Source organism: Gammaproteobacteria bacterium, assembly GCA_021648145.1.
Lineage (GTDB): Bacteria > Pseudomonadota > Gammaproteobacteria > JAADGQ01 > JAADGQ01 > S141-38.
The window spans coordinates 1-18,119 of sequence record JAKITI010000027.1 but is presented as its reverse complement, the minus strand read 5'-3'; the positions used below and the strand labels follow the sequence as shown (position 1 = coordinate 18,119).

At 38.6% G+C, this 18,119-nt stretch carries 16 protein-coding genes; 10 read left to right on the top strand and 6 right to left on the bottom strand.

Going from position 1 to position 18,119, the window contains the following annotated elements; all coding sequences use genetic code 11:
* The 4 genes from L3J70_12305 to L3J70_12290 all read right to left on the bottom strand — a co-directional run.
* Nucleotides 1-853 (bottom strand): type I restriction-modification system subunit M (locus L3J70_12305; GenBank protein ID MCF6237133.1); only part of this gene is annotated, 853 nt, incomplete at its 3' end.
* A 77-nt stretch (nucleotides 854-930) separates the two neighbouring features.
* Entirely contained in the window at nucleotides 931-1,149 is a 219-nt protein-coding gene (locus L3J70_12300; protein ID MCF6237132.1) for a hypothetical protein, read from the bottom strand.
* A gap of 54 nt (nucleotides 1,150-1,203) precedes the next feature.
* Complete coding sequence (locus L3J70_12295) at nucleotides 1,204-1,584, bottom strand: type II toxin-antitoxin system VapC family toxin (GenBank protein MCF6237131.1); 381 nt, start codon at nucleotides 1,582-1,584, stop codon at nucleotides 1,204-1,206.
* Nucleotides 1,584-1,805: an AbrB/MazE/SpoVT family DNA-binding domain-containing protein gene (locus tag L3J70_12290; protein MCF6237130.1), complete on the bottom strand. Its 222-nt coding sequence runs from the start codon at nucleotides 1,803-1,805 to the stop codon at nucleotides 1,584-1,586. The genes L3J70_12295 and L3J70_12290 overlap by 1 nt, the downstream gene beginning before the upstream one ends.
* Before the next feature lie 137 nt (nucleotides 1,806-1,942).
* Here L3J70_12290 and L3J70_12285 point away from each other — a divergent pair, with 137 nt between their 5' ends.
* Nucleotides 1,943-2,236, top strand: coding sequence for a type II toxin-antitoxin system Phd/YefM family antitoxin (locus tag L3J70_12285; GenBank protein MCF6237129.1), 294 nt, complete (start codon nucleotides 1,943-1,945; stop codon nucleotides 2,234-2,236).
* Here the strand turns inward: L3J70_12285 and L3J70_12280 are convergent.
* Together L3J70_12280 and L3J70_12275 are read right to left on the bottom strand one after the other, a co-directional pair.
* The gene (locus L3J70_12280) at nucleotides 2,172-4,943 is read right to left on the bottom strand and encodes a valine--tRNA ligase (GenBank protein MCF6237128.1); all 2,772 of its coding nucleotides are present in this window, start codon (nucleotides 4,941-4,943) and stop codon (nucleotides 2,172-2,174) included. The two genes, L3J70_12285 and L3J70_12280, sit on opposite strands and share 65 nt — an antisense overlap.
* Nucleotides 4,944-5,000: 57 nt before the next feature.
* Nucleotides 5,001-5,426, bottom strand: a complete 426-nt coding sequence (locus tag L3J70_12275) for a DNA polymerase III subunit chi (protein ID MCF6237127.1) — start codon at nucleotides 5,424-5,426, stop codon at nucleotides 5,001-5,003.
* Nucleotides 5,427-5,764: 338 nt separating this feature from the next.
* Between L3J70_12275 and L3J70_12270 the strand changes: the two genes are divergently transcribed.
* From L3J70_12270 to L3J70_12230, 9 genes are all read left to right on the top strand, one after another.
* Nucleotides 5,765-7,165, top strand: a complete 1,401-nt coding sequence (locus L3J70_12270; protein MCF6237126.1) for an undecaprenyl-phosphate glucose phosphotransferase — start codon at nucleotides 5,765-5,767, stop codon at nucleotides 7,163-7,165.
* Between the two features lie 348 nt (nucleotides 7,166-7,513).
* Entirely contained in the window at nucleotides 7,514-8,467 is a 954-nt protein-coding gene (locus tag L3J70_12265) for a glycosyltransferase (protein MCF6237125.1), read from the top strand.
* Nucleotides 8,467-9,669, top strand: coding sequence for a hypothetical protein (locus tag L3J70_12260; GenBank protein ID MCF6237124.1), 1,203 nt, complete (start codon nucleotides 8,467-8,469; stop codon nucleotides 9,667-9,669). Before L3J70_12265 ends, L3J70_12260 begins: the two co-directional genes overlap by 1 nt.
* 359 nt (nucleotides 9,670-10,028) lie before the next feature.
* Nucleotides 10,029-11,693 (top strand): sulfatase-like hydrolase/transferase, encoded by a 1,665-nt coding sequence (locus tag L3J70_12255; GenBank protein ID MCF6237123.1) that lies wholly within the window; start codon nucleotides 10,029-10,031, stop codon nucleotides 11,691-11,693.
* Between the two features lie 14 nt (nucleotides 11,694-11,707).
* A complete protein-coding gene (locus tag L3J70_12250; protein ID MCF6237122.1) occupies nucleotides 11,708-12,652 on the top strand; it encodes a glycosyltransferase family 2 protein in 945 nt (314 codons plus the stop codon).
* A 97-nt stretch (nucleotides 12,653-12,749) separates the two neighbouring features.
* A complete protein-coding gene (locus L3J70_12245) occupies nucleotides 12,750-13,712 on the top strand; it encodes a glycosyltransferase (GenBank protein MCF6237121.1) in 963 nt (320 codons plus the stop codon).
* A 315-nt stretch (nucleotides 13,713-14,027) separates the two neighbouring features.
* Nucleotides 14,028-15,560, top strand: coding sequence for an oligosaccharide flippase family protein (locus L3J70_12240; GenBank protein MCF6237120.1), 1,533 nt, complete (start codon nucleotides 14,028-14,030; stop codon nucleotides 15,558-15,560).
* Nucleotides 15,561-15,604: 44 nt separating this feature from the next.
* Complete coding sequence (locus L3J70_12235; protein ID MCF6237119.1) at nucleotides 15,605-16,627, top strand: nitroreductase family protein; 1,023 nt, start codon at nucleotides 15,605-15,607, stop codon at nucleotides 16,625-16,627.
* A gap of 183 nt (nucleotides 16,628-16,810) precedes the next feature.
* A complete protein-coding gene (locus L3J70_12230) occupies nucleotides 16,811-17,992 on the top strand; it encodes a polysaccharide pyruvyl transferase family protein (GenBank protein MCF6237118.1) in 1,182 nt (393 codons plus the stop codon).
* Nucleotides 17,993-18,119: the final 127 nt, after the last annotated feature.

Below are 18,119 nucleotides of genomic sequence, written 5' to 3'. Positions count from 1 at the left end.
AAAATGGCCAATCGTCTTCCAGTGTGTCGCCGTTTCGGGTGACTATATTGTTGGGCAGTATGCCCCGCATCACCAAGTTCATGCGGGTGAGGTTGTAGGTGTTGGCTTTGAGTTCTTGGGCGTAGTATTTTATGTTGTTTTCATCAGCCACATGTTTGGCTACACTACTACCAATATTGATAAGCAACGAACCCGAGCCACTCGTAGGATCGTAAATTTCTATTTTTTCTCTGTCTTTTACATGGTGTGCGACAATTTCTGACATTAATAACGAGACTTCGTGCGGCGTGTAGAACTCGCCCGCTTTTTTACCCGCATTGGCGGCAAATTTTTCGATGAGATATTCGTAGATATAACCCAGCACGTCATAGTCTTGCTTGCCGTCCATGGGGATGTCTTTAATGAGTTGTAACAGGCTGCTAATGGCTTTGGTTTGTTTGGCCGCATTTTCACCTAATTTACTTAAACCCGTTTGCAGAGTGTTAAAAATACCGTCAAAGAGTTTTTTGTGATTGGGGTGAATTAAGCGGGAAAAGGCGGATAACGCATCACGCACATGAGACACCTCAAAATCACTGCCTGCCGCTAGCCAAGTAGAAAACAGGTCATCATAGGCAATAAAATAACCAAGCTCTTTTTTTATGTAGTCAACCGTCTCTGCATCGCTTTCACTTAATGCTTTGATTTCTGCTCGTGACATGCCTTGGCTGGCAGCAAATTCAATTTCTTGATCGGATAGATATTTATAGAAAATAAAGCCCAAAATGTAGTCTTTGTATTCGTTGGCCTCAATTTTGGAACGCATCTGGTTAGCGGATTCCCAGATTTTTGCGGCTAATTGTTGTTTATTCAAAACTTTTGTCCTTTTTCCTGCTTATTCATCAGATTCCCCTATATAGTTTTTGTCATTGTGGACAAACTGTTAGTGCCTTATTGGGCAATAAACTGATTCAAACACTCTCCTGTGTTTTCGCATATTTTTGGCTTATCAAGATCGCCACCGTGAACACCTGTATCTTGCCCTTCAGCATTCATCATCACATAACGTGCAGCGTTCCATAACTTATTGCAAAAATTACGATACCCGCCAATGCGACCCATATCGAAATTAATATCACGCCCCGTCGAAGCCAGTGATGCAAAAATCATATGAAATAAGGGGTCAATCCTATTTTTTTTCGTGCTCGTTCCTTAGCATGATGATTAGCGATAAGTTTTTTCAAAATATGTTACATCCGGTAATTTTTTGAAATGTGCATCTGATGTAATGAGTTCCGCTTTATGAAATTGGGCAGTCGCATAAATAATTGAATCTGCAAATGAGAGTTTGTATTCAATAGATAAGTCAGCCGCAGAGAGCGCAATAGATGTCGACAGATGGATTACTTCGGCTTGCTCCGTTAAGGCTACCGCTTCAAGCGCCTGCTGAACTCCTCTTTTTTGTACGACCCATTTATAAAGCTCAAACTGAACAGAAGTTGGAACAATGTTGGCTTCAATTTGGTTGAAATAGGGTTCATATTGATCATTCAATGCCCCATTAGTAAGCCATTCAATCCACCCACATGTGTCGATCAAAATCACTATAAAACCCTTTCCTGACCGTCTCGATATTCAGAAGGATTATTGTATTCACAGGGTGACAACATCCCCCGCGCTTCCTTCATAGAACGCAAAGGGATGAGCTCAATAATGTTTCCTCTCGCAATTAAAGTAAACTGCTGCCCCGCTGTTAAATTTAAATCCTCTCGAATTGCTTTCGGAATGGATAATTGGAATTTGCTGGAAAGTTTGGCTTGCAACATATTTTTTACCTTTTCATGAACGATAAAAATAGAGTAAAACATCATAGTTTAATAAGCAATATTCAGTATCCTTTTATCCCCATTATCCGTAAAATAGATTTATAAAAATTAAATGAGGAATAATCATAGTGAAGACCATGCCCGCTTCAAAGGTGAGTAAAGAGTTCGGCCGATTTCTTGATACCATCCAAAGAGAGCCTGTACTCGTAACCAAAAAAAATCGTCCTGTTGCTGTAACTCTATCCATTCAGGATGCAGAGACCCTATTACAGATGCAGACTGAAGTTGGTATAAAGCAGGGTCTTGCAGATATAGGCGCTGGCCGCTTTAATGAGTTCACACCGACACTTGCAAAAAATGGCTTAATTACAGCAACTCAATCTTGGCATACTGCTCTTTCAACTGATCCACCGTTGCCCGCATTTCGCTGACTCGCTGCTTCTCTTGCGCGACAACAGTTGAAGGCGCACGATCCACAAATTTTGGATTAGATAATTTTGCGACGCACTTAGCCAAATCTTTCTCTACTTTTTCAATCTGCCTCGTCAGGCGCGTTAACTCAGCCTCTTTATCAATCAGCCCATGCATCGGAATCAGCAGTTTCATTTCACCCAATAACGCTGTGGATGATTCAGGTGCTTCATCAGCTGATGCCAGCCAGTCAATATTTTCAAGACGTGCGACCTTCATCAAAACACTGCGATTACGCTCTAAGCGGCTCTGATCTTCTGAAGAACCATTTTGTAATAACACAGGCAATAGTTTGCCTGGGGCAATGTCCATACTGCTGCGAATTTGCCGCACACCCATCACGAAGCTCATGACCCATTCCATTTCTGCGACCGCAATCGAATCAATTTTATCCGCTTGCAACGAAGGATAAGGTTGCAGCATGACAGTTTCACCTGTAACGCCTGAAAGTGGAGCCAGCCGCTGCCAAATTTCTTCGGTAATAAAAGGGATAATTGGATGAGCCAGTCGTAATATACTTTCAAGCACCGTCACTAATGTATGGCGTGTGCCTCTGAGCAATGCATCACTACTCGTTTCAGAATTCAGAACCGGTTTGGATAGTTCCAGATACCAATCACAATAGTCATTCCATACAAATTCATAAATCGCTTGCGCAGCGTGATCAAAGCGATAACCGTCCATCGCCTCCCTAACTTGACCGGCCACGACCTGTAAGCGTGAAATAATCCAGCGATCCGCTGCGCATAGCTCAAGCTCGCCACCGTGAACACCTGTATCTTGCCCTTCGGTGTTCATCATCACATAACGTGCGGCGTTCCATAACTTATTGCAAAAATTACGATAGCCGCCAATGCGACCCATATCGAAATTAATATCACGCCCCGTTGAGGCCAGTGATGCAAATGTAAAACGCAATGCATCCGTGCCATAGGCAGAAATACCTTCCGAAAACTCTTTACGCGTCGCTTTTTCGATCTTTTTAGCCATTTCGGGCTGCATCAAACCGGTATTGCGTTTGGCCACCAGAGTTTCCAAATCAATGCCATCAATAATATCAATAGGGTCAAGAACATTACCTTTTGATTTGGACATTTTTTGGCCATGTGAATCACGCACCAAACCATGAATATAAACTTCTTTGAATGGAACCTCGCCGGTAAATTTAAGCCCCATCATGATCATGCGAGCGACCCAGAAAAAGATGATATCGAAGCCTGTAACTAATACATTATTAGGATAAAAAGTTTTCAGTTCTTCTGTTTTTTCTGGCCAATCCAATGTTGAAAACGGCCATAATGCAGACGAAAACCACGTATCCAATACATCCTCGTCTTGCTGCAATCTGACATCCGCTTGCAGGCCATGCTTTTCACGCACTTCATCTTCGCTGCGCCCGACATAAACCTTGCCTTCATCGTCATACCAGGCTGGGATGCGATGCCCCCACCAAATTTGACGACTGATGCACCAATCTTGAATATTATTCATCCATTCAAAATAGGTATTTTTCCAATTATCAGGAACAAATTTAATATCCCCGTCTTTAACTGCTTTAATGGCCGGCTCAGCCAACGGCGCTGTTTTAACGTACCATTGATCGGTTAATAGAGGCTCAATAATCGAATGTGAGCGATCGCCACGCGGCACCATCAATTTATGGTCAACAACCTTTTCCAGCAATCCTGCTGCTTGCAGATCGGCAACAATCAGTTTTCGTGCTTCAAAACGATCCAGGCCACGATATTTTTCGGGCATTTCGTCATTAATACAGGCATCAATCGTAAAAATATTAATCTTCGGAAGATCATGTCGCTGACCCATTTCATAGTCATTAAAATCGTGTGCCGGTGTAATTTTGACACAACCTGTACCAAACTCCTGATCGACATAATCATCTGCAATAATTGGGATTTTTCGATCGCTGAGTGGCAATTCAATCATCTGTCCAATCAGATGTTGATAACGCTCATCATCAGGATGCACCGCGACCGCACTATCGCCTAACATCGTTTCGGGACGCGTGGTCGCCACCACCAGATGGCCGCTGCCATCAGCCAATGGGTAACGCATGTGCCATAAATAGCCATTTTCCTCGCAAGAGACCACTTCAAGATCAGAGACCGCTGTATGCAATACCGGATCCCAGTTCACTAAACGCTTACCGCGATAGATCAGACCTTCTTCATGGAGGCGAACAAACACTTCGGATACCGATGTCGATAAGCCATCATCCATCGTAAAGCGTTCACGCGACCAATCCAGCGATGCGCCCATACGCCTTAATTGACGTGTGATATGGCCGCCCGACTCTTCTTTCCACTGCCAGATACGCTCGACAAATTCATCCCGCCCTAAATCGTGACGTGACTTCCCTGTCGCCGCTAATTGGCGCTCCACCACCATTTGAGTGGCAATTCCCGCATGATCCGTTCCTGCCTGCCATAAAGTATTGTTGCCTTTCATACGATGATAACGCACCAACGTATCCATCAAAGTATCTTGAAAAGCATGCCCCATGTGCAACGTTCCAGTGACATTGGGGGGAGGAATCATGATGCAGTACGATGGTTGGCTCAAATCACCTGAAGGTTTGAAATACCCTTTCTCTTCCCATTGCTGGTACCAGTGCTGCTCAATATTTTGTGGGTTATATGCTTTGTCCATACTCATAGTTTTGTATTGTATTTTTTTCGTAAAAAAGGATTGGTTTATTCTTTAAATTTAAAGCTGGTGCGTCTCTGGCTTGCAGCCTTGCGCGGTATAAAAGCGATAACGTTCACGCCCATGTTCTTTCACTTCAGTTTGCTGATCGACTAACTCAGCCACCCGTTCAAACTGATTCCAAAATGGTGGCACATTTGTAGCCAATGTAATTAACACATCACTCTTGCCTGCGGGCTCATCTGCATAGCCCAGTAAAACAGGCGGTGGAAATTCGCCTGCTTGATGGCTTAGTGCATGGGGTATAAAACTATCTTGGGAAAAAGTCCAGAGCAGATCATCAAGTTGAGCCGCTTGATCGCTCGACTCGGCATGAATATAGATGTGTCGCCCCTGCTTATATGCTTTATTAACCAGACGACAAACCCACTGTAAACGACGCTGCGGTGAATCTGTCGGTATCAAGTAAAAATTAATTTGAGTCATAGGGGCGCATTGTACAGATCAGTTGAAACTGTCGCTAGCGCACCAGAAATAATGGCAGGATTTAATGCTTTCATACTCTATCTGCACCAATGTTTTACCGGTTTGACCGGCATTTCCACTGGTGTATTTGTTGGCTACTCCTTTCAATTTCATAAAGTTTATGGCATTATATCGCAATATTTTTGTGATATTTAACCTACCCCTTCATTTTTTAACATTTTTATTTTTCGTGGTATATACAGCAATATCTTCAGATAGATTTCATGAAGAGTTGTCGATGTTTTCATATCACCTTATTACAGTGGGTAATATAATGATAAACTCAAGTGAGCTGTTCTATGTCATCGTTAGGTGATTCTTCAAGAGAAAACATCTGTACATTTTCAAATGCCTTACGTTTATGTGATATTCTATCTGTAATTTTTGGTGGCTGGATTGCTTACATAATTAAGTTTGGAGCCACTCCAATGCCAGCGCACTATGTTAGTGCCATCTTTATTGCAGCACTCTTAGTGCTTTTGATATTCCCGATATCCAACACCTATCACTCATGGCGTAATAATCTCTGGTCGCACCAAATCCGAATAGTTTTAAGTAGCTGGCTTATCGTTGCATCCATAATGATCGCTGTCGCATTTTTTTCAAAAACAAGCGCTGATTACTCTCGAGACTGGTTGTTCATATGGTCTTCAGCCAGCTTGATTTTCTTTTTTGGCTCTCGCTATATTTTGCGATACATTTTAAACCTAATACGAAAAAAAGGCCTTGATAAAAAAAACTTGCTCATTATTGGAGCAGGAGATTTAGGACAAAGTATTGTCAGCCAATTACAGACTAAAAAATACTCAGAATTCAATATTGTTGGTTATCTAGATGATGACCCAACACTCCACAAACAAAGAATTAATGGGCTTGTTTGTCTGGGAGATATTAATCAAATAGAAGCCACCGTCAATAAGCTGAATGTGAATGAAGTTGTCATCGCCCTCCCCTTCAGGTCTGCAAAACGTACTCAAGAAGTGACACATATGCTAAGGCATAACACGGCTACGATACGTTATATCCCGGATATTTACGGGCTAAACTTAATGAACAGCTCCGCGACAAAATTTGCTGGTTTCCATGCACTTAATCTATCTGAAACGCCAATGAATGGCATTAATATTATTATCAAGACACTGGAAGATAAAATTTTGTCAGCACTGATATTGCTACTTATAAGTCCCCTGTTTATTGTGATTTCAATCGCAGTGAAGCTCAGCTCACCTGGCCCCATATTTTTCAGACAGCAGCGGGTCAGTTGGAATAATAAAACGTTTGACATACTGAAATTTCGCTCCATGCCTGTTAATGTTGAGAAACAAAACGGGGCTCAGTGGGCAACGAAAGGAGAAAATCGAGCTACACGAGTCGGTAGTTTTCTACGCCGCACCAGCCTTGATGAACTGCCGCAATTTATCAATGTTCTTAAAGGTGAGATGTCCATCGTCGGACCCAGACCCGAAAGACCTGTTTTTGTTGATAAATTTAAAGATGAAATCCCGCAGTACATGCAGAAGCATCTAGTTAAGGCTGGCATTACAGGCTGGGCGCAAATTAATGGATGGCGTGGTGACACTGATTTAAAAAAGCGGATTCAATATGACCTTTATTATATAGAGAACTGGTCCATTTTATTTGATTTAAAAATCATATTTTTAACTATTTTTAAAGGATTTGTCCATAAAAATGCCTACTAATTAAAAAAGCTATTTTTAAATACGTTTTAATTTGATACTCTCACTCTCTCTCTTTAGTGTAATTTCAATTGTCGTTTTAGAAGCTACGGTTTGCTCTGGTTATTGATAACATAGGGCTCGTGGTTACACTTATCAATTATTTTTTGGGTTTAAAATATGATCAGCTGGTTGTGGTTTACATTGTGTGTAACATTTATATTTATGATAATTTACCCTTACGTAATCTATCCACTAATCCTTTTACTACTCCCAAAAAAAAACACGGTAATCATTGAACCACAAAACGCCTCGTCCACTGAATCTTTCAAAGTCGCTCTTGTTTTTTGTGCATATAATGAAGAACAGGCCTTGCCTGATAAAATTGAAAATATTCGTCAACTGAAAGAACAGCTGCCCTCACTGGAAGTTTATGCTTATTCTGATGCCAGCACAGATGCAACTAATGACTTGTTATTGAATGCTGCGGACATATTACATCCGGTTATAAGTGCAGAGCGTCTCGGCAAAGTATCGGGCATGCATAAACTGATATCCATGATCGACTCAGATATTATAATATTTACGGATGCCAATGTGATATTGGAACCAAAAAGTCTGCCCGTACTAATCAACTATTTTACTGACCCTGACATTGGCTGTGTTTCTGGTCGATTAATGTATAAAGAGATGCACTCATCAACAGCTAAAGTCGGCGGCGTATACTGGAAGCTGGAAGAGTTCATTAAATCTCTTGAGACCAAAACTGGATCCACCATGGGTTGTGATGGTGCGATATTCGCCCGGCGAAGGAAGGGTTACCCTGAAATACCACCCAATTTGGTCGATGACATGGCCGTTTCCATGGCAACAATATTTGATAACAAAAGATGCATATCCGCGCCTGAAGTGATTGCTTATGAAAATGCTGTGACATGCAGCGCAGAGGAGTTCAATCGAAAAAAACGAATTGCCTGTGGTTCATACAGCACTTACCTATTTCAAAAAAGCGCGCTCAAAAATATGTCTATCACCAACCGCTTTAAATTCATTTCACACAAACTTCTTCGCTGGTGGGGCGCACTCTTCATTATTGGTGCGATCTTTAGCTTTTTGATGTGGGGGTTCTCTATAGGCTCTGGATGGCTACTACTGATAACTGTCATATCTGTAATAACTGTTTTTACTCTTGCAGGCAGAGCAGGTGTTCCTGGTATATCGCAAATATATGAAATAGTTATTGCCATATTTGCAACAGGCCTTGGCGTTATTGAGGCATTAACTGGAAAAGAGTACAAAACATGGGATACAGCTAATTCACGCTAATGGAAACGAACCATCAATCACCAACTGCTCAACACCTCATCTACTTTGGCCATAATCGTGATGATGTTGCACTCATACGCCGCATTACATCATTCATGGATGCAGGAGCCAAAGTCACCGCATTTACTTTTCGACGTGATGGCGCAAAAAAAGAATCACCAACAAAGTGGGAAAATATAGACCTTGGTTATGTAGAGCATGCAAAACCAGGTGCTCGACTGCTGGTGATGTTAAAAACTTTGGGTTATATCATCCAAAACCGTCGAATTATTAAGCAAGCAGATATTATATACGCTCGCAATCTCGATATTTTTATTCTTGCCTGGTTTGCAAAATTACTCACACCATTTTCTTCAACTATTATGGTTTATGAATGTCTTGATGTTCACGAGTCCCTTACAAAAAAAACAGTTTCAGCAAGAGTTCTCAGATGGGTAGAACGCCGCATATTGAAACGATGTGATCTGCTTGTAGTGAGCTCACCTGGTTTTATGAAGCATTATTTCGAACCTGTTCAAACTTACAAAGGCCGTAGTTTTCTAGTAGAGAATAAGCTCCATATTGACAGCAGCATAATCAAAAGGCCTGACGTACATACAAATCCAAAATCAGAGAATAAACCCATTAAATTGATATGGGCGGGCATATTACGTTGTCATAAAACACTAAATATCATGAAAGAATTGGCTAGCACAATGGGTAATGATATTGATATACATTTTTGGGGGAAAATTTCACACTTTTTGATACCCGATTTTGAAGATCAAATTAACAATATCCCCAACATTACCTTTCATGGCAGTTACTCGTGGCCAGAGGGGCTTGAAAAAGTTTACAAGGATGCAGATCTTGTCTGGTCACAGGAACTCTCGTGGAGTGGGTATAATTCAGACTGGTTAATACCTAACCGAATTTATGAAGCAAGCTACTTTAACACCCTATCATTAGCCGTTGATGGCACTCAAACCGCTGAATGTGTAAAGCTTAATGAGCTTGGCTATGTTTTGCCTGATGCAAAAATAAATACAGCGACCAACTTAATAGCAAATTTGAATAAGCTTGATATAAATAAGAAACAACATGCATTAAACAACAAACCCGCTTCTGATTTTATTATAACTGAAGATGATACGCATGCACTTATTGGTGCGATTCTGACATGCAAATATACCATACCCAATAAAGATTTAGGTTATAAATGAATTTTATCACTTCAATAAAAGAGTATACATCTATACGAAAACACCCCTGGATAAGCGCTGTCATCGGCATCGTTATAACTGTCCAGATAGTCGAATTAATACTACTAATTCGAAAACATAATTTTTTCACTCCCGGGTTTTTACAACCTTATTCGATAGAATCTCTTCAGGACAGGTTTTTATTCTTTTCAGCTTCAATATATGGTGACCTTTTTTTATACGGTACAGCCGCTTTAGTCTGTTTTTTCATTACATCTCTGCTTAAGAGAAAGCATCAAATAACTGCCTATCATTTCTTTTTTAGCGTGACTACGATATCGCTAACGGTGTTACTGGCAAAATATAAAGCACTTTCATACATGAGTGACACCATAAATTTTGCCATCATAAAAAATATTGCTGGAGGCAGCCTTCTTTCAGCATTAACATATGTCGCCGATGAAGCTGTGATCATTGTTTTCTTACTCTCTATTGCTTTTATAGTGCATTGGATTGGTTACAAATGGTTAAAAAAACATCTGAGTAGAGAGGCATTGACTGAGCAAAAAAATGAAACATTTCTTCTAAGACATATCATACTTTTTTTCACTATCGCACTCGCGGGTTTAGTGTTCATTACAGTGATAGTGCAGCAACATAATAATGTACGATATTTTGTCATCAAAAAAAACAGTTACACGCTATTAACAAGCACATTAGACTCGGCAACTGACTTTGATCGTGACGGTTACGGCTATTTTTCATTTCCGGCAGATCAAGCCATGTTTAACCCACGCATTTACCCAGCAGCAGTCGACATCCCCAACAATAATATTGATGAAGACATGTTACTCGGGGATTTTCAACTCCCCAACAAAGTCTACAGCCTGGATTATTCTGGAGTCACCTCTGATTTTGACTATGTATTTTTCATTATTATTGAAAGTGGCAGAGAAGAAATGTTAACAAAAAAAGTTAACAACCTTATTGTTGCTCCAAACATTCAAAAATTGAGCGAGGCAGGAACAATTTTTCCAAATACATATTCTCACACAGGCTTTACTGTGACTTCGTTAAAGGCCATATTTAATGGAGAATTCATCCCAAAGCATAACCAACGCTCTTTATTTGAAATATTAAAAGAGAGTGGCTATGAGATAAATATATTTTCAGGGCAGGCCAGTTCATTTGGTGATATTAGCAAAGATACCAAGATGAAAGAGACTGCCAATCACCTCTTTGATGCCGTAACAAACATTGATGATCGAGTTTATGCTAGCACCGCCCTCGGATCCCTGCGTTTGAGTGAAGAGACCGTCATAACAGGCGTGACTAGCCACCTAACTAAAGCTAGACCCACAAACAAGCATTTTTATTACATTAATCTTCAAGCGGCTCATTTTCCATACCATTACCCTGGTATGAAAAATTTTCTAGAAGTCCCCCCCATTCCTAGAAACAAAATCTCCATATCAAACCAAGAGTGGGTTGAAAACAGTTATTGGAATGCGATAGCAAGTGCTGATAATGCCATTGGAGAGTTGATCACACACTTAAAAAACCTAAATATCTTTGATAACTCGCTGATTATCATTACAGCAGACCATGGTGAATCACTATTCGATGATGGCACTTTAGGGCATGGGCACAAAATCAACGATGCACAACTAAAAATACCATTAATCACAAATGTTAAAAGCAGTATTATCACTGATCCAATTGGCCAGACTGACATGAGAGAAGTCCTACTTGATTTAATAAACCGTGATAACAATATGACACTTACAAAAAATAAGCTTACATATAGAGAAGCTGTTTTTCACTATTTAGGAAATATTTCCGAACCGGTCCAAATTAGCCATACTTATAGTGATGATAGAATTATTTTTGACTTCAGAACACAAAAAATCATGATTGAAAGTAGTGGTCAATGGAAGCAAATCAACACTATTGCCAAACATACTCAGCACTCTAAAATGTTTGATGAACTTATTTATGAGTGGGAGTATTTGAACTACCAACAAAGCATCAGCCAAGGCGAATAATTCAGGAAAAACTAATGACCACAACAGCATCAATAACCATTGCTATTTCTACATATAACAGACCAAAAGGACTAAAAAAACTTTTAGATGGACTGGCAATCCTTGAGATACCAGAGCCAATAATTTCAACAACGGTTGTTGTCGCTGATAATAGCCTGGATGGAAATGCTGAACAATTAGTGAAAGAGACATCAGTGGGTTTCCCATGGAAAATTGTTTACCTCCATGTACCAGAGCGTGGCATTACTTTTCCAAGAAACAGTGGACTGAGAGAAGCACTTGATAACGGCTCTGATTATCTTGCCTATATTGATGATGATGAAGTGCCACACAAAAAATGGATATGGCATTTATTCACTACACTTAAGGAAACCGGCGCGGCAGTTGTTTCTGGCGGCGTAATACCTATTTTCCAGTCAAAACCATCATGGTGGATCGAGAAAGGTGGCTTCTTTGAAATACTGGGTTACCCCGAAAAGCAACCTATTAATTACGCCCATACAAGTAGTGTGCTAATTGATACAAAAGTTATTAGTGATTTAAAGCTCGTATTTAATCATGAGTTCAGACTCACCGGAGGTGAGGATACTCATTTCTTTAAAACCATGCGAGATGCTGGGTATAAAACGGTATTTTGTAAAGAATCTTTGGTTTATGAAACGATCACCAGTGAACGAGCAAAATTTGGCTGGTTGCTAAAGCGCTGGTTTCGCACAGGAAATACAGATGGCATAATTTTAGCGAGAGAAAACAACAGTGCACTTGGCAATTTAAAACTTATTCTTCAAGGTATAGTCAGAGCCCTCTATGGTCTGATATTCGGCCTTGTAAAAGCGCCTCTTTTAATAATGAAAAATACCGCAAGTTTTGAGTATATTAGAATTATGATGCGTGGTTTTGGGTTTATTGGTGCTGCCACTGGCATGATTTACCAAGAATATCGGACACACAAAAGATAAGAAGCATTTACGCTCTTAAGCCACTAATGATAACTTTTTCACAACTACTCAACGAGTAGTCAAAATTAACAGTAACTACATTTGGTACATAGAAAGAATGAAAGATACAGGCTCCACAAAATTTCCAAAAGACCTTACGGTTTCTGTTTCTATTATAGTCGCTAGTTATAACTCTTCTAAGTTTATTGAACAGTCTCTGTATTCTGCTATTAATCAAACGCTTATTGATATTGAAATAATAGTTGTAGATGATTGCTCAACAGATGATAGCCTGAAAATTATCCATAAAATTGCATCATCTGATAACAGAATTATCGTTCTTGAGTTAATAAAAAATATGGGACCAGCTGGAGCTAGAAATAAAGCAATGGAAATTGCTAGGGGCGAATGGATTGCGATACTGGACAGTGATGATTTTATGCTTCCTAAAAGGCTTGAGATATTACTTAACGAGGCTCGGGCACATGAAGCAGATATTATTGCTGATGATCTCATAGTTTTTCACAACAATGAAGGCATACAGGAACAGAGTTTTTTAAATAAGTATCACGACAAACCTTTCTGGTTGTCAACCGTTCAATTTATTAGCTCTAACATACCATCATACGGATACCTGAAACCGGTCATACGCAGAGAGTTATTTTCCCAGCACCATATAAAATACGATACAAGCCTGAGAAACTCAGAAGATTATTTTCTTATTCTTAAATTACTACTGAAAGGTGCCAAATATTTTATAGTGCCTTTCCCGGGGTATCACTACAGAAAACATGCCGACTCCATCTCTTTTCGAAGAAATATACAGCAACTAAACAGCATGCGTGAGGCTAACAATGAGGTTCTGAAGTCTGTTTCTCCGGATAATATCTGTGTTATTAATGCAATTAATAACACAAACAAATCAATCAACCATGAATGTGATTTTTTATTTTTTATCGATGCATTGAAGAGTTACAACGTCATAAAAATTGGTTATATTGCCATTAAAAACCCCACTGTCATATTGTATTTATATAAATCTTTAAAAGAAAAAATTGAACGGTTACAACAAAACAAATAAATCTTTATGACAATCTCGTTTCAGCCTAAACTCAACCAGACGGTAATGGCTTAAAGCTGTATATTTTATATAATAGAATTTATTAAATGTTATGAAGAAGTTAAATATCCGAAGTGTAGTGGCAACCAAATAATGAAATTAGGCTTTAGAAACAAAGGAGTTCAGCGTTACTGTTGCAAAACCCCTAATGTAAAATGAACACTTTCATGCTGAGTTATCGAAATAGCTTACTGGCTTGCCAGATAAATCCAGCTTCTTATGCTTAGGCATATTCGACGAAAATCTGCGTAATTATATATTTAATTTGTGAACTAAATGACAGCTGAAAAAAATCGACGTATTGTAAAAAATACTAGTATCTTATACTTCCGTATGATCTTTACTCTCGGGGTATCATTGTATATATCTAGAGTCGTGTTAAACACTCTAGGGATTGAAGACTACGGTATTTATAGTGTAGTTGGCGGATTTGTAATTATATTTAGCTTCTTAAATAATTCTATGGCAACAGCCACCCAACGTTTTCTTTCATTTGAAATAGGAAAAAATAATTTCCCCCAGTTAACTAAAGTCTTTAGTATGAGTGTGAATATCCACTGGGTTATTGGCGCTGTAATCTTTATCCTCGCTGAAACCATTGGTTTATGGTTTGTAAATACAAAACTGAATTTACCTGAAGAAAGAATGGCTGCTGCTATTTGGGTTTATCACCTTTCAGTTTTTTCGTTTGTTGTTACGATAGTTAGCGTACCTTATAACGCATTAATTATCGCACACGAGCGTATGAATGTGTTTGCATGGATTACTATTGTTGAGGTTTTTTTGAAGTTGTTTGCTGTCTTTGTGTTGCAGTGGTACGCCTTTGACAAGCTTGAGCTTTATGCTGTATTGATGTTTGCTGTTGCATTGATTGTTCTATTTTTTTATTGGTTTTATTGTAAACGCAATTTTTCTGAAGCTAGGTTTCGTATTTTTTTAGATTATTCATTGTTCAAATCAATGATGTCTTTTTCAGTGTGGAGTCTTTGGGGTAATGTCGCATTCGTGATGTATGGACAAGGGGTGAATATTCTTCTTAACATTTTTTTTGGCCCTGTTATCAATGCAGCTAGGGGAATCGCATATCAGGTGCATGGAGCAGTAAGTGGGTTTGTTCAGAACCTTCAGATGGCTATGAACCCGCAGATTATTAAGTCGTTTGCTGAGGGAGATTTGAAATATATGCATCAACTTATATTTCAAAGTTCAAAGTTTTCCTTTTTTTTACTATTTATTGTGTCACTTCCTATTCTATTGGAGGCAGAATCTATTCTTAAATTGTGGCTTGGTGTAGTGCCCGAATATACGGTTATATTTACTCAGTTGGTGATAGTTAATGTCTTAATTGACAGTGTTTCTGGTTCGTTAATGACCGCTGCACAAGCTTCGGGGAAAATTAAGTTGTATCAAATGGTTGTTGGAGGATTGCTTTTATTGATTCTGCCGATATCGTATATATTTCTAACATATGGATTCCCGCCTGATGTGACTCTATTAGTGAGTATAATAGTTTCAGTTTTGGCATTTATTGCTAGGTTAGTTATTATTAGGCTTTTAGTTGAACTCTCAATATCAGAGTATCTAAGAAAAGTTATATTACCGATAATACCGGTGGTACTTTTGTCGATTATTTTGCCGATAACTTTTAAGTTTCTTTTTTTGGAAGGACATCTTAGGTCAATAACTGTTTGTATCTCTTCTGTGGTGTCGATTATTGTCGTAATATATTTCGTTGGTTTAAATAGAGATGAGCGATTATTCATAGTAAATAAACTTAATAATTTTTATATTAATGTCAGAAAATCTTGAACTCAGGATTCACCTTTATTGTTAAGTATTGAGGTTTTATTTTAGTGAGTGTTTTAGAAAAAATTGAAATTTTTATAACGAAACGATTGCCACCAGTATGGTTAGGTAGGTTTAGGCTTTTAGTGGAGATAGTGATATACCCTATTAATTGTATTTACGATTCGTATAGATATGCATATTATTCATCTACAATAAAGTATACGAAAAATAAAATAAAGCTGCGGGCAATGCTTATCAAAAATTTTCATATTATTGAAAAGGGGTTATCACTTAGTGAACCCAGGCCTGGGTTTGGTCAACCTGTTGTTATAAATACACTAAAACAACTTAATAAATATATAGAGCATCATGGCATTGATGATACTGTATTTAATACTATAAACACATTGCGTGCTTTTCAAGAATTTAATAAACGGCATGGTATTGTATTAGAGTTTTTAGATGTGGCTTTAGATGAGTTGAGTGAGGTGATGTCTCAATCTCAAAATCATCAAGGGGGAGTCATTTCTGTAAGGCGTGACAAAATAATTTCACAGTGTTCTGGAAACTTTAAACAGCTAGCAAATAATAGGCATAGTATTCGAGTATTTGATACTGTTCCTGTTTCAGAAGATATAATAAGAGAAGCAGCAGAAATAGCAAAAAAAACGCCGTCAGTGTGTAATCGGCAGACTGCTAAAATATTTGTATATGGCTCGAAAGAGAAAAAAAATAGGTTGTTGGCTTTGCAGAGTGGGAATCGTGGTTTTGGAGATTTGGCTAGCCATATTGTAGTAATAACTTCAGATTTACAGTGTTTTACTGGTACTGGAGAGCGGAATCAAGCTTACGTGGAAGGTGGATTAATGGCGATGAGCTTTGTTTATGCTCTACAGTCATTAGGTGTAGGTTCATGTTTCCTGAACTGGTCAGTAACTGCTGATTTAGATATGGCATTAAAAAAAGTTGCTAGAATACCTGCGTCTCATGTTGTTGTTTCCCTTATTGCTATAGGTAACATACCTTCTGAATTGAAAGTAGCTGAATCACCAAGGCTAAGTTTGGATCAAATTCTTCATATCCAATGATTGATTTCTACATTTAATTTAGGTGAATCTAAACACAGAGAAAATCATAATTAAATAGTGGTTCATCTATGGTTTTAAACAGCAACTGTTGAGCCGCCTTTATTGAAATGCTTAACCCTAGTTACTCGGGTGTATCATTATCATCGTGCATTTATCGGATATTTTAAAAATAATGGGACAATTATGAAAATAGGCATTCTTACTCAACCTTTGCATAACAACTATGGTGGTTTGCTGCAGGCATATGCATTGCAAACCATATTAAAAAAGATGGGGCATCAAGTCATAACCGTTGATCTTCCAATGAACGATAGTAGAAAAGGTTACTTGTTTTACCTTAGAACAATTGGCGCGGTAATTAAGAGATCTATTCTTCGGTATATATTCCGTAAAAATATTGCGGTCAATATATGGCCAACAGAAAGAAACAAAAGAATATTTTCACAACATACGCGGCGCTTTGTAGATGAAAACATTCAGACTACGTCTGAAATTGAATGTGCTTCTCAACTACCAAGTTTGAAAAAGTGCTCTTTTGATGCATACATAGTTGGCAGTGACCAAGTATGGCGACCAATATATTCTCCTGGATTATCGCACTTCTTTCTCGATTTTCTAGATGATAATGATCAAGTTAAGCGAGTCTCTTATGCTGCTTCTTTCGGCGTTGAACAGTGGGAATTTACCACAGAGCAGACAGAGGTTTGTGGGGGATTAGCAAGAAAATTTGACGCTATTTCAGTTCGTGAAGATACGGCTGTAGATCTTTGCGAGAAATATTTTAGCGTTAAAGCTAAACAAGTTTTAGATCCTACTTTTTTGTTAAATAAAGAAGATTATGTAGCTCTAGTTGAAAAAGACGATCTTCCTGAAAGTAAAGAGAGTGTAATAAGTTATGTGATGGATTTAACGCAAGATAAAAGAAAAATAATAGATCAAGTTTCTGCTTCGCTAGATCTTGAAGTTTTTATGGTAAATAAATCATTAAATATTTCTGGCAAGGAAAGCAACGATTGCATATTTCCTCCTGTTACGCAGTGGCTACGTGGTTTTATGGATGCAGAGTTCGTTATAACAGATTCGTTTCACGGTACCGTCTTTGCCATTATATTTAATAAGCCATTTTTAGCTATTGGAAATGATAATCGTGGGTTGACACGCTTTACTTCTGTGCTTAAATTATTTAATTTAGAAAGTCGGCTAATAACGTCTTCCCAAATGTTAAGTGAAGAGCTTCTCAAGCAACCAATAAATTGGAAACGTGTGAATGCAACATTGTCAAGTAAAAAAGCTGAATCGATTAGTTTTCTTGAAGAAGGGCTATATAGGACACCCAGTGCGCCAAGCGAAGCTGGTAATAAATAGACGGTGATGGCTTAAAGCTGTAATTATTTGATATAATAGCATTTATGAAATGTTATGAAGAAATTAAATGCCCGAAGTGTGGTGGCAACCAAATAATGAAATCAGGGCTTAGCAACAAAGGAGCTCA